The following is a 13,687-nucleotide window of genomic DNA, read 5'->3' as shown; positions in this document are numbered from 1 at the left end:
GGGTTTTGTCCACGCGTTTTTTCCGGCCACGCTTGACTCCCGTTGCCAATCCGAGGTGCGGAATCGACGCCGGGGCGAGCCGAAAAAACGATTCTCTTCAGGCACTTGCTAGCCGGCGAGGGTCCGCTCCAGGATGTCCCCGACGTCCCGTGACAGACCGGCAACAGCGCGAATTTTCAGCAATGTGGTCTCGGCGCGGCCGCGGCGCTCCGGCTCCATCATCCGCCACGATCCGAAGGCCGTCAGGAGGCGCGCGGCCACCTGCGGGTTGGTCTTGTCGAGGGCCAGAACCGTCTCCGCCACAAGGGCATAGCCCGCGCCGTCGGGCCGGTTGAACTGGGTCGGGTTGCCCATGCTGAAGCTGCCGATGAGGGACCGGACCCGGTTCGGATTGCCCATCGAGAAGGCCGGGTGAGTCTGCAGGCGGCGAATGCGGTCAGGGGTTTCGGCCTCCGGGATGCCGGCCTGGATCGCCAGCCACTTGTCGAGGACCAGGGGTTCGGCGCGGTAAACCTCTGCGAATCGGTCGAGCGCCGCTTCGCGCTCGGGACCCGGAACCTGGGACAGGACCGAGAGGGCGGCGAGCCGGTCCGTCATCGTCGTCGCCGCGTCCATCTGGTGTGCGGCGAGCAGGCTCGCCGCGGCCGGATCGGCCGCCGCCACGAGGTCGAGGGCCGCGTTGCGGAGGGCGCGCCGGCCGGCGGCCGCGGCCTCGGGGCTGAACGGCGTGCCGGGCGCGTCCGCCAGCGCGTCGCGCAGGGCGAGGAGCTGCGACTTCAGGCGCGTCCCCAGCGCCCGGCGCAGGGCGTGCCGGGCCCGGTGGATCGCGTTCGGGTCGATCTCCGTGGCGATCTCGTTGGCGACGTCGGCCTCGCTCGGCAGGGCGAGAACCAGGGCGGCGAAGGCCGGGTCGATGAGGGCCTCGTCCGCCAGGAACCCGGCGAGGGCCGCACCGAACCCGTCCGCCCCGGCCTCCGGCAGGGTGCCCGACCGCGTCCCCTGCACGAGGAGGCGCATGGCCACGCTCTGGGCCGCCTGCCAGCGGTTGAAGGGGTCGGTGTCGTGGCGCAGCAGCGTCAGCGCGTCGGCATCCGGCATCTCGATCTCGACCCGCACCGGGGCGGAGAAGCCGCGAAACAGCGAAGGCACGGGGCGCACGGAGACGTCGGTGAAGGTCAGGCTGTCGCTGGCCTGGTCGAGCACGAACACGCCGTCGGCGACCCGGTCGCTCGCCGCCCCGGCGAGGGGGCCGTCCGGTCCGATCAGGCCGAGGCGGATGGGGATCACCAGGGGCGGGGCCTCGGTGCTGCCGGGCAGGCTCTGGCGGAGGGCGAGGCGGTAGGTCCGCGCCTCGGCGTCGTAGTGGCCCTGCACGGCGACCCGCGGCGTGCCGGGGCGCTCGTACCAGCGGGCGAAGGCGGTGAGGTCGCGGCCGGAGGTGGCTGCGAAGGCGGCGAGGAAATCCTCAACCGTGGCGGCGGTGCCGTCGTTGTCGGTGAAATAGCGGTCCATCCCGGCACGAAAGGTGTCCGCGCCGAGGAGCGTTCGCAGCATCCGCACGATCTCGGCGCCCTTCTCGTAGACGGTGGCCGTGTAGAAGTTGTTGATCTCGGTGTAGTGCCGCGGCCGCACCGGGTGGGCCAGCGGCCCGGCATCCTCGGGGAACTGGCGTGCCCTCAAGGTGCGGACCTCGCCGATGCGATGCACCGCGCGGGAGCGCATGTCGGAGGAGAATTCCTGGTCCCGGAAGACCGTCAGGCCCTCCTTGAGGCAGAGCTGGAACCAGTCGCGGCAGGTGATGCGGTTGCCGGTCCAGTTGTGGAAGTATTCGTGCGCGATGATCGCCTCGATGGCGGCGTAGTCCGCGTCGGTGGCCGTCTCGGGGGAGGCCAGGACGTAGCGGTCGTTGAAGATGTTGAGGCCCTTGTTCTCCATCGCGCCCATGTTGAAGTCCGAGACCGCGACGACGTTGAAGACGTCGAGGTCGTAGGCGCGGCCGAAGGCGGTCTCGTCCCAGGCCATGGAGCGGGCCACCGCGTCGAGGGCGTAGTCGGCCCGCGCCGCCTTGCCGGGCTCGACATAGACGGCGAGCTCCACCACGCGGCCCTCGCTGGTGGTGAAGGGGCGCCGGACGGCGTCGAGGCGGCCTCCCACCAGGGCGAAGAGGTAGGCGGGCTTCGGGTGGGGATCGTGCCAGGTCGCGAAGTGGCGCCCGGGGCCGGCCGCGCCGGACTCCACACGGTTGCCGTTGCCCAGCAGCACCGGCGCCGCGTCGCGATCGGCCTCGATCCGCGTGGTGTAGACCGCCATCACGTCGGGCCGGTCGAGGAAGTAGGTGATCCGCCGGAAGCCGTCGGCCTCGCACTGGGTGCAGTAGACCCCGTTCGAGCGGTAGAGCCCCATCAGCTTGGTGTTGGCGCTCGGGTCGATCCGGGTCTCGATGCCGAGGGTGAAGGGGCCCGCCGGCGGCCGGTGCACGGTCAGGCCGGCCGGCGAGACGCTGTAGGCCTCGGGCGCGAGGTCGGCGCCGTCGAGGGTGAGGCGCTTCAGCACCAGGTCCTCGCCGTCGAGGACGAGGGGGGCGCCCGGGCGCCCGGCCGGGTTGGGGGCCAGGGTCAGCCGGGCCCGGACCCGGGTGGCGGTGGGATGGAGCGCGACGTCGAGGTCCACCGTGTCGATCCGGTAGTCGCTGGGGCGGTAATCCTCCAGGCGGATCGGGATCGGGGCTTCGGTGCGCATGCGGACTCCTCGGGCTGAGCCCCCACTGTGCGGGGTGCGCCGCAGCGGCGCAACGCGCGCCGGCTCCGGCGCGTTGACGCGCATCCCGCGTTGACGCGTGCGCGCGCCGGACCACATAGGCGCCAGTCCCTCGGAGAGCTCCAACCCATGCGATTCCTGCACACCATGGTCCGCGTCGCGGACCTCGACCGCGCCCTCGACTTCTACGTGAACACCTTCGGGCTGCAGGAGGTGCGGCGCGTCGACAACGAGAAGGGCCGCTTCACCCTCGTGTTCCTCGCCGCCCCCGACGATGCCGGCACGGCCAAAGAGACCCAGGCGCCCGTGATCGAGCTGACCCACAACTGGGACCCGGAGACCTATTCGGGCGGGCGCAACTTCGGCCACCTCGCCTACGAGGTCGACGACATCTACGCGTTCTGCGCCAAGCTGCAGGCGGCCGGGGTCACGATCAACCGCCCGCCCCGCGACGGCAACATGGCCTTCGTGAAGTCCCCCGACGGCATCTCGATCGAGCTGCTGCAGAAGGGCCCGGCCAAGCCGCCGCAGGAGCCCTGGTCCTCCATGGAGAACACCGGCTCCTGGTAGCGTCCACCCGGGACGGACGACCCCGCGCGGGGCCGTTCGTCCCGGTCCAGATCCCCAGTGTCGGTCCCCGCTCTCAGGCGCCGGTCTCGGGCACGGGCGTGATGCCGAGCTGGCTCAGCTTGGCCGCCACGATCTCGATCGGCCGGCGCAGCTTCAGGCTCATGACGGAGACCGGGATGCCCTCGCGGTCCATCTCGGTGAGTTGCTGGACGGATTCGAGCGTCCAGGCCGTGTCGTTCGTCGCCATCGCGTCCTCCTGATCCGTTGCGGTCCGGGATCCCGTCGGACCCGGGACCCCGGATGGTCCGTGGCGGCGCCGGACCCGCCGGCGCGCCAGCCCTGGACACCTGGCGCGAGGCGCGGGCTCCGCAAGCGGCGAGGCCAAAATCCGGGCATGCCGCTCCGTGCGGCAGCGCCCGTTCCCCGCCCGGCGACGTCCGGGGCCTTGACCCCCGGGCCGTGCCCGGCGCACACCCGCGCCGGATCAGTCGGCCGGGCGGCCGCTCCGGCCCGCAAGGTCCGGGGAGGAAAGTCCGGGCTCCATGGAGAGACGGTGCCGGATAACGTCCGGCGGGGGCGACCCCAGGGACAGTGCCACAGAGAGCAGACCGCCACGGACCGGCGCGAGCCGATCCGCGGTAAGGGTGAAAGGGTGCGGTAAGAGCGCACCGCGGACGCGGCAACGCGGACGGCACGGCAAACCCCACCGGGAGCAAGACCGAATAGGGGCGACACGGCGGGCCTTACGGTCCGTCAGGCCCTCTCTCCAGGCCCGTCGCCCGGGTTGGTTGCTCGAGGCGATCGGCAACGATCGTCCCAGAGGAATGGCCGCCACGTCCGGGGACCGCGAGGGTCCCGGGCCCTACAGAACCCGGCTTATAGGCCGACTGATCCGCCTGAAGGTTCATCGCGGGCGGCGTCCGCCCGGGACGTCCTGCCCGGCCCGGCCGGCGGACCGTTTGAGGCGCCGGACTGCCCGCGCGCGATGAGAAACGGCCGTCGGTGCCCCATCCCCGGTGGTTGCGACGGCGCGCACCGGCAGACCGCTTTGCGCGGGAAAACTTACGCTCGGTTAACCTTGCTGAGGTCTGATCGTCCCGAGCCGCTCCCCCTCGGCCAGGTTCGTTGACGGCGCTCAGAGGCCCATGGTACCCCGATTCATCCCGTCAACGGCGATTTTCGGATCGACGGACGCACCCTGTCCCAGGCAGGCCGGTGTCCGCATGCGCGGTCGCGTCACGCGTCGACCCGGAGACGCCCCGTCTCTCCGAGCCGCGCCTGCGCGCTCCAGCCCCGTGGAAGGGACGCATGCGCCGCATCAGTCCGGTCGAGTCCTCGCTTCGTCCCTCCGCCCATGCGGCGTCCGTCCCCGGGCGCGCGCGACCGCCGCGCGCCGGGGCGCCCCGATGACGCGCGCTCCCCGCGAGGCGCGGGTGAACCGGGTGCCCAACGGGGCGCCGCACGTCCCCGTCCTCCTGGCGGAGGTCCTCGATTCCCTCGATCTGCCGGGCCGGGCGCTGGCCGTCGACGGCACCTTCGGGGCCGGCGGCTACACCCGCGCGATGCTCTCGGCCGATCCGTCCGTTCACGTTCTGGCGATCGATCGCGACCCCGGCGCCATCGCGGGCGGGGCACCCCTGGTGGCCGAGGCCGGCGGGCGCCTGACCCTGGTGCCGGGCCGCTTCGGCGGGCTCGACGCCTGCGTTCAGGGCGCCGGCCATGCCGCCGCCGACGCGGTCGTCCTCGATATCGGCGTCTCGTCGATGCAGATTGACCAGCCCGAGCGCGGCTTCTCCTTCCGCAACGACGGCCCCCTCGACATGCGCATGGAGCGTGCCGGGCCGAGTGCCGCCGACCTCGTCAACGAGTCCGAGGAAGCCGACCTCGCCGACATCATCTTCCACTACGGCGAGGAGCGCCGCTCCCGCGCCGTCGCCCGGGCGATCATCGAGGCGCGCCGCAGGGGCCGCATCGAGACCACCGCGGCCCTGGCCGACATCGTCGCCAGCGTGGTCTGGGCGGATCCCGCCAGCGGCATCCACCCGGCGACCCGGACCTTCCAGGGCCTGCGCATCGCGGTCAACGACGAGCTCGGCGAGCTCGTGCAGGCGCTCCACGCCGCCGAGCGCATCCTGCGGCCCGGCGGCCGCCTCGCGGTGGTGACCTTCCATTCGCTGGAGGACCGGATCGTGAAGCAGTTCTTCTCGGCCCGCAGCGGCCGGGCGGCCCAGGCCTCCCGCCACCTGCCGAGCCTGGAAGCGCCGGCCCCCCGCAGCTTCGCGTCCGTGACCAAGGGGCCGGTGCTGCCGACCGAGGCCGAGACCGCCGCCAATCCCCGTGCCCGCTCGGCCAAGCTGCGCGCGGTGGAACGCACGGACGCCCCCGTGCCCGCCCCCCTGGCCGCCATCGAGACCCTGGCCGCGCTGCCCGCGCGGACCGGTCGGAGCGGAGGAGCACGCCGGTGATCCGTTTGCTCAACCTGATCGCGGTGCTCGGCCTGATCGGCTCGGCGATCTACGCCTACTCGATCAAGTACGACACGCTCTACCAGGCCGGGCAGGTCTCGAAGGCCCAGACCCAGCTCAAGAAGGAGCGCCAGGCCATCGCGGTGCTGCGCGCCGAGTGGCAGCTCCTGACCCGGCCCGACCGGCTCCAGGCGGCGGTGGACCGCTACCTCGCCCTCGAGCCCATCGGCACCGCCCATCTCGGCCGCCTCGCCGACCTGCCGGCGCGGCCCGACCGCGGCGACGAGATCGGCCGGCTGCTGGCCGCCACCGCGACGCCGAAGGAGAAGCCGGTGGCGGGCCGCGGCGGCGACGAGCCGCGCACCACCGGCAGCATCACGCCGCGCACCACCACGACCAGAACCCCGACCACGACTTCGAGGTAGTGCCCGTGTCCGAAGTCCCGCCGCCCGGCCGAGACCCGATTCCCGCCCGAGACGCCGATTCCGCCGCCGCGTCGACCCCCGCGCCGGCCGAGCCCACTGCCGTCGCGGCGCCGGACGCGATGCCCGTCGAGCGGACGCGGCTGGAGCCGGCCGCCGAAGGCCTCGCGCCACCGCCCGTGTCGCGGCGCGCCTGGGTCATCCGTAACGCGCGGGCGATGTTCCACCTCGCCATCGAGCGCTCCTACACCCGCGTCGGCCTCGTGGGCCTCGCCTTCACGCTGGTGTTCGGCACCATCGCCGGCCGCCTGATCCTCGGGGCGGCCTTCCCGGAGGCCGACAACGGCGACCGCCGGATCGCGGCCGCCGCCACCACGGCGATCCGGCCCGACATCGTCGACCGCAACGGCGAGATCCTCGCCACCGACATCCGCACGGTCTCGATCTTCGCCGAGCCGCGCAACATCTACGACAAGGACGAGGCGGTCGAACTCCTCACCGCCGTGCTGCCGCAGATCAACGCCACCGAACTGCGCGCCAAGCTCTCCACCAAGAAGGGCTTCGTCTGGGTCAAGCGCGAGATCACGCCGAAGCAGCAGGCCGAGGTCCACCGCCTCGGCATCCCGGGCATCGGCTTCCTGCCCGACCACAAGCGCGTCTACCCGAACGGCGTAGCCGCGGCCCACATCCTCGGCGTGACCAACCTCGACAACATCGGCATCGCGGGCATCGAGAAGTACATCGACAACCAGGGCAACAAGGCCCTCAACGATTTCGGCCTCGTGGCCAAGCAGACCGACCTCGCGCCGATCCAGCTCTCCATCGATTTGCGCGCGCAGTTCGCCGTGCGGGACGAGCTCGCCTGGGGCCTGGAGCACTTCAAGGCCAAGGCCGCCGCCGGCATGATCCTCGACGTCCAGACCGGCGAGGTCATCGCGCTCGCCTCCCTGCCGGACTTCGACCCGAACGACCCGGCCGATGCGCTCAACCCCGACCGCATCAACCGCATGAACGTCGGCGTCTACGAGATGGGCTCGACCTTCAAGGCGATGACCCTGGCGATGGCGCTCGATTCCGGCAAGTACAACGTCAACTCGACCTTCGACACCCGCGGCGGCGTGCTGAACTGGGGCCGCCAGAAGATCCACGAATATCACGGCACCAACCGGGTCATCACCATGCCGGAGGTGTTCACGCACTCGTCCAACATCGGCTCGGCCAAGATGGCCCTCGGCATCGGCGTGCCCGGCCACAAGGCCTTCCTGAAGAAGATGGGCCTGACCGACCGCATGCGGACGGAGCTGCCCGAGAGCGCCGAACCCCTGGTGCCGCCGCGCTGGACCGAGATCAACACCATCACCATCGCGTTCGGCCACGGCCTCGCGGTGGCGCCGATCCAGGCGACCGCGGCGGTGGCGGCCATCGCCAATGGCGGCTTTCTGATGACCCCGACCTTCCTCAAGACCACGCCCGAGGCGGCGATGGCCAAGGCCACCCGGGTGCTCAAGCCCGAGACCAGCGAGGCCATGCGCTTCATCATGCGCCTCAACGCCGTCGAGGGCTCGGCCAAGAAGGCCGCGATCCCGTACTACTTCGTGGGCGGCAAGACCGGCACCGCCGAGAAGGTGATCCACGGCCGCTACGTGAAGAACCGCCTGTTCACGACCTTCATGGCCGCCGCCCCCATGAACAACCCGAAATACCTCTTCGTCACCATCATGGACGAGCCGCAGGGCCTGCCGGAATCCGGCGGCTACGCCACGGCGGCCTGGAATTCCGGCGTCGTCACCGGCCGGACGATCGAGCGGGTCGCGCCCATCCTGGGCCTGCCGCCGCAATTCGATCCGCCGGCGAAGCCCTTCCCCCTCATGGTGAAACTCGGCGCCTACCACGCCACGCAGGTGGACGGGCGATGAGCGGGCCGACCCTCGGCGGGCTCTTTCCCGAGGCGGAGGCCGGCCTCGCCGGCTTGCCGGTCGCGGGGCTCACGGCGGACTCCCGCAAGGTCGCGCCGGGCTTCGTCTTCGTCGCCGTGCCCGGCACCGTCGCGGATGGCCGCCGCTTCGCCGCGGACGCCGCGACCGCCGGCGCCGTGGCGGTGGTGAGCGAGGGCGCGCGGCCGAAGGGGCTCGACGGGCGCGTGCCCTACGTCGCCGTGGCGGACGTGCGCCGCAGCCTCGCCCGCGCGGCCCGGGCCTTCTCGGGCCGGCAGCCGGCCCAGGTGGTGGCGGTGACGGGGACGAGCGGGAAGAGCTCGGTCACGGATTTCGTGCGCCAGATCCTGGCCCGCCTCGGCGCCGAGGCCGCGAGCCTCGGCACGGTGGGCATCGTCACCAACCGGGGCGCCACCTACGGCTCCCTGACCACCCCCGACCCCGTGACCCTGCACGCCACCCTGGCGCGGCTGGCCGAAGACGGTATCGCCTACCTCGCCATGGAGGCCTCCTCCCACGGGATCGAGCAGCGCCGCCTCGACGGGGTCGAGCTCGCCGCGGTGGGCTACACCAATCTCGGGCGCGACCACCTCGACTACCACGCCACCATGGACGATTACCTGGCGGCCAAGCTGCGGCTGTTCACGACCCTGGCGCAGCCCGGCATCCCGGCGGTGATCAACCTCGACGGCGCCTATGCCGACGTCGTGGTGGCGGCCGCCGCCGCCCGCGGCCTCGACGTCCACACCACGGGGTCGAAGGGCGACACGGTGCGGCTGGTCTCCGCGCGCACCGAGGGCTTCCACCAGCACCTCGCCCTGCAGGCGCCCGGTCCCTCCGGCCGGCTGCAGGACTACGCCGTGCGCCTGCCGCTGGTCGGCGGCTTCCAGGTGGAGAACGCGCTGCTCGCCGCCGGCCTCGTCCTGGCGACCCCCGCCGGCCGGGCCGACCCCGCGGGCGTGATCGCCGCCCTCGACCACCTCACCGGCGTGCCGGGCCGGATGGAGCGGATCGGCGAGGTCCAGGGCGGCCTGTGCCTCGTGGACTACGCCCACAAGCCGGAGGCCCTCGAGGGCGTGCTGACCGCCCTGCGCCCCTTCGCGACGGGGCGCCTGCGCCTCGTCTTCGGCTGCGGCGGCGACCGCGACACCGGCAAGCGCCCGATTATGGGCGCCATCGCGGCGGACAAGGCGGACGTCGTCATCGTCACCGACGACAATCCGCGCAGCGAGGACCCGGCGGCGATCCGCGCCGCGATCCTGGCCGCCGCCCCGGGCGCCGTCGAGATCGGCGACCGGGCCGAGGCGATCCGTACCGCCGTGCGGGCCCTGGAGCCCGGCGACGTCCTCGTGGTGGCCGGCAAGGGCCATGAAACCGGCCAGATCGTGGGGTCACAGGTTCTGCCCTTCTCGGACCACGACGTCCTCCGGGCTGCGATCGCGGAACGCTCAGCATGACCCAAACGACCCCGCCCGGCACGGCCCCGCTCTGGAGCGGCGAAGCCCTGGAGGCCGCCACCGGCGGCACCCTCCTGGGCGCGCGCAGGCCGATCACCGGCGCCTCGATCGACACCCGCACGCTGGAGCCGGGCGACCTGTTCTTCGCCATCCGGGGCGAGGCCCGGGACGGGCACGACTTCGTCGCGGCCGCCCTGGCGCGGGGTGCCGGCGCGGCCGTGGTCGCCGCCGACCGGGCGCAGGCCTTCGCCGAAGCCGGGCCGGTCCTGGCGGTGGCGGGGGCGGGCGAGGACCCGGTCCTCGACGCCATGCGGGCGCTCGGCGCCGCGGCCCGCGCCCGAACTGACGCGGGCATCGTCGCGGTGACGGGGTCGGTCGGCAAGACCGGGACCAAGGAGGCCCTGCGCCACGTCCTGTCCGCGCAGGGGGCGACCCACGCCTCCATCGCCTCCTACAACAACCACTGGGGCGTCCCCCTGACCCTGGCGCGGATGCCGGCCCAGACGCAGTTCGGCGTGTTCGAGATCGGCATGAACCACGGGGGCGAGATCGTGCCGCTCACCGCGATGGTGCAGCCCGACATCGCCCTGATCACGACGGTCGAGCCCGTCCATATCGAGCACTTCGCCTCCGTGTCGGCCATCGCCGACGCCAAGGGCGAGATCTTCTCGGGCCTGAAGGCCGGCGGCACCGCGATCCTCAACCGCGACAACCCCCACTATGCCCGCCTCCTCGCCCATGCCCAGGCCTCGCGGGCGGGCCGGGTCGTCAGCTTCGGCGAGCACCCGGAGGCGGATGTCCGCGCGCAGCGCATCGTCCTGCGCCCCGACCTCTCGGTGGTGGATGCGGTGGTGATGGGCATCCCGGTGACCTACCAGCTCGGCACGCCGGGCCGGCACACGGCCATGAATTCCCTCGGCGTGATGGCGGTGGTGCATGCGCTCGGGGCGGACCTCGCCCGCGCGGCCCTGTCGCTGGCGGCCCTGCGCCCGCCCGTCGGCCGCGGCGAGCGCACCGCCCTGGCGATCGGGGCGGGCGAGGCCTTCCTGGTCGACGAGAGCTACAACGCCAACCCGGCCTCCATCCGCGCCGCCCTGGCGACGCTCGCCGGCATCGAGACCGGCCCGCGCGGTCGCCGCATCGCGGTGCTGGGCGACATGCTCGAACTCGGGCCCGAGGGCGAGGCCCATCACCGCGACCTCGCCGGACCGGTGGAGACGGCGAAGGTCGACCTCGTCTTCACGGCCGGCCCGCTGATGCGAAACCTGTTCGAGGCCCTGCCGGTGAGCCGGCGCGGCGCCTGCGCGGCGACCTCGGCCGACCTCCTCGAGCCCGTGCTCTCCGCGCTCCGTCCCGGAGACGCCGTGATGGTGAAGGGCTCGAACAGCATCCGCATGGGCCGGATTGTGGAAGCGCTCAAAGCCCGTTACGCGAACGCCCAAGCCGAACCGCCGCACGCCGTCGCGCGCTGAGGCGACCGTCATCACGGCCGGGGAGGGGGCGCGGCGCGCCCCCGGTCTCCGGCCGATTCCGAATCGAACCACGGCCGGGTGCTGGATGCTGTATCTCCTGTCGGACTTGAGCGGCACCGTCTCCGCCCTCAACGTCTTCCGCTACATCACCTTCCGCACCGGCGGCGCGCTGTTCACGGCGGGCCTGTTCGTGTTCTGGTTCGGGCCGCTGATCATCTCCTCGCTGCGCCTGCGCCAGGGCAAGGGCCAGCCGATCCGTGAGGACGGCCCCCAGTCGCACCTGCTGACGAAGCGGGGCACCCCGACCATGGGCGGCCTGATGATCCTGGCCGGCTGCGTGGTGGCGATCCTGCTCTGGGCCAACCCGCGCAACCACTACGTCTGGGTCACCCTGGCGGTGACGCTGGGCTTCGGCGCGATCGGCTTCTATGACGACTACCTCAAGGTGACGAAGCAGTCGCACAAGGGCTTCTCGGGCAAGTTCCGCCTGCTGCTGGAAGCCTGCATCGCCATCGCGGCCTGCGTGCTGATCGCGGTCTACTCGCCTCCGACCCTGCAGAACCAGCTCGCCTTCCCGATCTTCAAGGACGCGCTCCTGAACCTCGGCTGGTTCTACGTGCTGTTCGCCGCCTTCGTGATCGTCGGGGCCGGCAATTCGGTGAACATGACCGACGGCCTCGACGGCCTCGCCATCGTGCCGGTGATGATCGCCTGCGGCACCTTCGGCGTCATCGCCTACCTCGTCGGTAACGTCTTCACGGCGGGCTACCTCCAGGTGAACTACGTCCGCGACACCGGCGAGCTCGCAGTGGTCTGCGGCGCGGTGATCGGGGCGGGGCTGGGCTTCCTCTGGTTCAACGCGCCCCCCGCCCAGGTCTTCATGGGCGATACCGGGTCCCTGGCGCTGGGCGGTCTCCTCGGCACCATCGCGGTGGCGACCAAGCACGAGATCGTCCTGGCCATCGTGGGCGGCCTGTTCGTGCTGGAGATGATGTCGGTCATCATCCAGGTCGCGTCGTTCAAGCTGACGGGCAAGCGGGTCTTCCGCATGGCGCCGATCCACCACCATTTCGAGCAGAAGGGCTGGAAGGAGCCGCAGGTCGTGATCCGCTTCTGGATCATCGCCGTGATCTTGGCCTTGGCCGGCCTCGCCACCCTGAAGCTGCGCTGATCCGCATGACGCCCGTCACCACCTTCGCCGGCCAGAAGGTCGCCCTGTTCGGCCTCGGCGGCTCCGGCCTCGCCACCGTCCGGGCGCTGATCGCCGGGGGCGCCGACGTGCTGGCCTGGGACGATTCCCCGGAGAGCACGGGCCGCGCCCGCGACCAGGGCATCACCGTCTTCGACCTGAACGAGGCGGACTGGAGCGGCTTCTCGGCCCTCATCCTCGCCCCCGGCGTGCCCCTGACCCACCCGGCGCCGCACTGGACGGTGGAGAAGGCCGGCGCGGCCGGCATCCCGGTGATCGGCGACATCGAGCTGTTCTGCCAGGAGCGCCGGGCGCGCGCACCGGGCGCGCCCTTCGTCGCCATCACGGGCACCAACGGCAAGTCGACCACCACGGCGCTGATCGCCCACATCCTCGCCTCCGCCGGGCGCGACGTGCAGATGGGCGGCAACATCGGCACCGCGATCCTCTCGCTGGCGCCGCCGGCGCCGGACCGCATCCACGTGATCGAACTGTCGTCGTTCCAGATCGACCTGACGCCGAGCCTCGACCCGAGCCTCGGCATCCTCCTCAACATCACGCCGGACCACCTCGACCGCCACGGCACGCTGGACGCCTACGCCGCCATCAAGGCGCGGCTGGTGGCGGACGCGGAATGCGCCATCGTCGGCGTCGACGACGACCTCAGCCGCGCCATCGCCGACGACCGCGTCGGTCCCCTCGTGCGCATCCACGTGGGAACGCCCGAGGCGGGCTTCGACGGCCTGTCCGCCCGCGACGGGACGGTGTTCGACGCCGACGGCACGCCCCTCGCCGATCTCGGCGGGATCGGGTCGCTGCGCGGGGCGCACAACTGGCAGAACGCGGCGGTGGCCGCGGCCTGCGTCCGCGCCCTCGGGATCGATGACGCCGAACTCGTCGCCGGCCTGCGCAGCTTCCCCGGCCTGCCGCACCGGATGGAAGCCGTCGGCCGGCGCGGACGCGTGCTCTTCGTCAACGACTCGAAGGCCACCAACGCCGATTCCACCGAGAAGGCGCTCACCGCCTTCCGCGACGTTCACTGGATCCTCGGCGGCAAGGCCAAGGAGGGCGGCATCGCCCCCCTGGCGCCCCTCTTCGATCGCGTCGCCCACGCCTACCTGATCGGTGCGGCGAGCGACGCCTTCGCCGCCACCCTGGAGGGCCGGGTGCCCTACACGGCCTGCGGCACCCTCGCGGTCGCCACCGCCCGGGCGGCCGAGGCCGCCGCCGCGTCGGAGGCGGCCGAGCCCGTGGTGCTGCTCTCGCCGGCCTGCGCCTCCTACGACCAGTTCCGGAGTTTCGAGGATCGTGGGGATCAGTTCCGGAATCTGGTGCGCGCGCTGCCCTGAGGCCGGCCGGGCGCGGAATCGCGATCCAAATTCTCAATCATTCTCGCGTCCCATCCTGCGGGTGTAGCGCGG

At 72.1% G+C, this 13,687-nt stretch carries 10 protein-coding genes and 1 other RNA gene; 9 read left to right on the top strand and 2 right to left on the bottom strand.

The features are described from left to right. Window positions 1-108: 108 nt before the first annotated feature. On the bottom strand, window positions 109-2,739 hold the full coding sequence (gene pepN / locus ASF41_RS00835; RefSeq protein ID WP_056490076.1) for an aminopeptidase N: 2,631 nt from the start codon (window positions 2,737-2,739) through the stop codon (window positions 109-111). Window positions 2,740-2,886: 147 nt separating this feature from the next. On the opposite strand from pepN, the gene gloA reads away from it, so the two are divergent. After that, a complete protein-coding gene (gene gloA, locus ASF41_RS00830; RefSeq protein WP_056216966.1) occupies window positions 2,887-3,327 on the top strand; it encodes a lactoylglutathione lyase in 441 nt (146 codons plus the stop codon). 73 nt (window positions 3,328-3,400) lie between these two features. Here gloA and ASF41_RS25525 read toward each other — a convergent pair whose 3' ends face one another. After that, a complete protein-coding gene (locus ASF41_RS25525; protein WP_200941237.1) occupies window positions 3,401-3,574 on the bottom strand; it encodes a hypothetical protein in 174 nt (57 codons plus the stop codon). Window positions 3,575-3,811: 237 nt separating this feature from the next. Here ASF41_RS25525 and rnpB point away from each other — a divergent pair. From rnpB to murD, 8 genes are all read left to right on the top strand, one after another. Continuing rightward, an RNA gene (gene rnpB, locus ASF41_RS04500) (RNase P RNA component class A) lies at window positions 3,812-4,222 on the top strand. Between the two features lie 511 nt (window positions 4,223-4,733). Beyond that, window positions 4,734-5,792: a 16S rRNA (cytosine(1402)-N(4))-methyltransferase RsmH gene (gene rsmH, locus ASF41_RS00825; RefSeq protein WP_056490067.1), complete on the top strand. Its 1,059-nt coding sequence runs from the start codon at window positions 4,734-4,736 to the stop codon at window positions 5,790-5,792. Next, window positions 5,789-6,217, top strand: coding sequence for a hypothetical protein (locus ASF41_RS00820; protein WP_056216973.1), 429 nt, complete (start codon window positions 5,789-5,791; stop codon window positions 6,215-6,217). The genes rsmH and ASF41_RS00820 overlap by 4 nt, the downstream gene beginning before the upstream one ends. Window positions 6,218-6,336: 119 nt before the next feature. Continuing rightward, complete coding sequence (locus ASF41_RS00815; protein WP_056269988.1) at window positions 6,337-8,130, top strand: penicillin-binding protein 2; 1,794 nt, start codon at window positions 6,337-6,339, stop codon at window positions 8,128-8,130. Further along, window positions 8,127-9,605, top strand: coding sequence for a UDP-N-acetylmuramoyl-L-alanyl-D-glutamate--2,6-diaminopimelate ligase (locus tag ASF41_RS00810; RefSeq protein ID WP_056490064.1), 1,479 nt, complete (start codon window positions 8,127-8,129; stop codon window positions 9,603-9,605). The genes ASF41_RS00815 and ASF41_RS00810 overlap by 4 nt, the downstream gene beginning before the upstream one ends. Beyond that, window positions 9,602-11,077: a UDP-N-acetylmuramoylalanyl-D-glutamyl-2,6-diaminopimelate--D-alanyl-D-alanine ligase gene (locus ASF41_RS00805; RefSeq protein ID WP_056490062.1), complete on the top strand. Its 1,476-nt coding sequence runs from the start codon at window positions 9,602-9,604 to the stop codon at window positions 11,075-11,077. Before ASF41_RS00810 ends, ASF41_RS00805 begins: the two co-directional genes overlap by 4 nt. 85 nt (window positions 11,078-11,162) lie before the next feature. Beyond that, the gene (gene mraY, locus ASF41_RS00800) at window positions 11,163-12,248 is read left to right on the top strand and encodes a phospho-N-acetylmuramoyl-pentapeptide-transferase (protein ID WP_056216982.1); all 1,086 of its coding nucleotides are present in this window, start codon (window positions 11,163-11,165) and stop codon (window positions 12,246-12,248) included. A 5-nt stretch (window positions 12,249-12,253) separates the two neighbouring features. Continuing rightward, the gene (gene murD / locus ASF41_RS00795) at window positions 12,254-13,615 is read left to right on the top strand and encodes a UDP-N-acetylmuramoyl-L-alanine--D-glutamate ligase (RefSeq protein ID WP_056490059.1); all 1,362 of its coding nucleotides are present in this window, start codon (window positions 12,254-12,256) and stop codon (window positions 13,613-13,615) included. Window positions 13,616-13,687: the final 72 nt, after the last annotated feature.

The sequence above is a fragment of the Methylobacterium sp. Leaf111 genome, from assembly GCF_001423285.1.
Taxonomy (GTDB): Bacteria; Pseudomonadota; Alphaproteobacteria; order Rhizobiales; family Beijerinckiaceae; genus Methylobacterium.
This window is presented reverse-complemented; position numbering and strand designations above follow the sequence as displayed.

What these genes read in the sequence shown, in the direction of transcription:
- pepN (WP_056490076.1), bottom strand. Translation starts at nt 2,739, where the DNA reads ATGCGCACCGAAGCCCCGATCCCGATCCGCCTGGAGGATTACCGCCCC.
- gloA (WP_056216966.1), top strand. Translation starts at nt 2,887, where the DNA reads ATGCGATTCCTGCACACCATGGTCCGCGTCGCGGACCTCGACCGCGCC.
- ASF41_RS25525 (WP_200941237.1), bottom strand. Translation starts at nt 3,574, where the DNA reads ATGGCGACGAACGACACGGCCTGGACGCTCGAATCCGTCCAGCAACTC.
- rsmH (WP_056490067.1), top strand. Translation starts at nt 4,734, where the DNA reads ATGACGCGCGCTCCCCGCGAGGCGCGGGTGAACCGGGTGCCCAACGGG.
- ASF41_RS00815 (WP_056269988.1), top strand. Translation starts at nt 6,337, where the DNA reads ATGCCCGTCGAGCGGACGCGGCTGGAGCCGGCCGCCGAAGGCCTCGCG.
- ASF41_RS00810 (WP_056490064.1), top strand. Translation starts at nt 8,127, where the DNA reads ATGAGCGGGCCGACCCTCGGCGGGCTCTTTCCCGAGGCGGAGGCCGGC.
- ASF41_RS00805 (WP_056490062.1), top strand. Translation starts at nt 9,602, where the DNA reads ATGACCCAAACGACCCCGCCCGGCACGGCCCCGCTCTGGAGCGGCGAA.
- mraY (WP_056216982.1), top strand. Translation starts at nt 11,163, where the DNA reads ATGCTGTATCTCCTGTCGGACTTGAGCGGCACCGTCTCCGCCCTCAAC.
- murD (WP_056490059.1), top strand. Translation starts at nt 12,254, where the DNA reads ATGACGCCCGTCACCACCTTCGCCGGCCAGAAGGTCGCCCTGTTCGGC.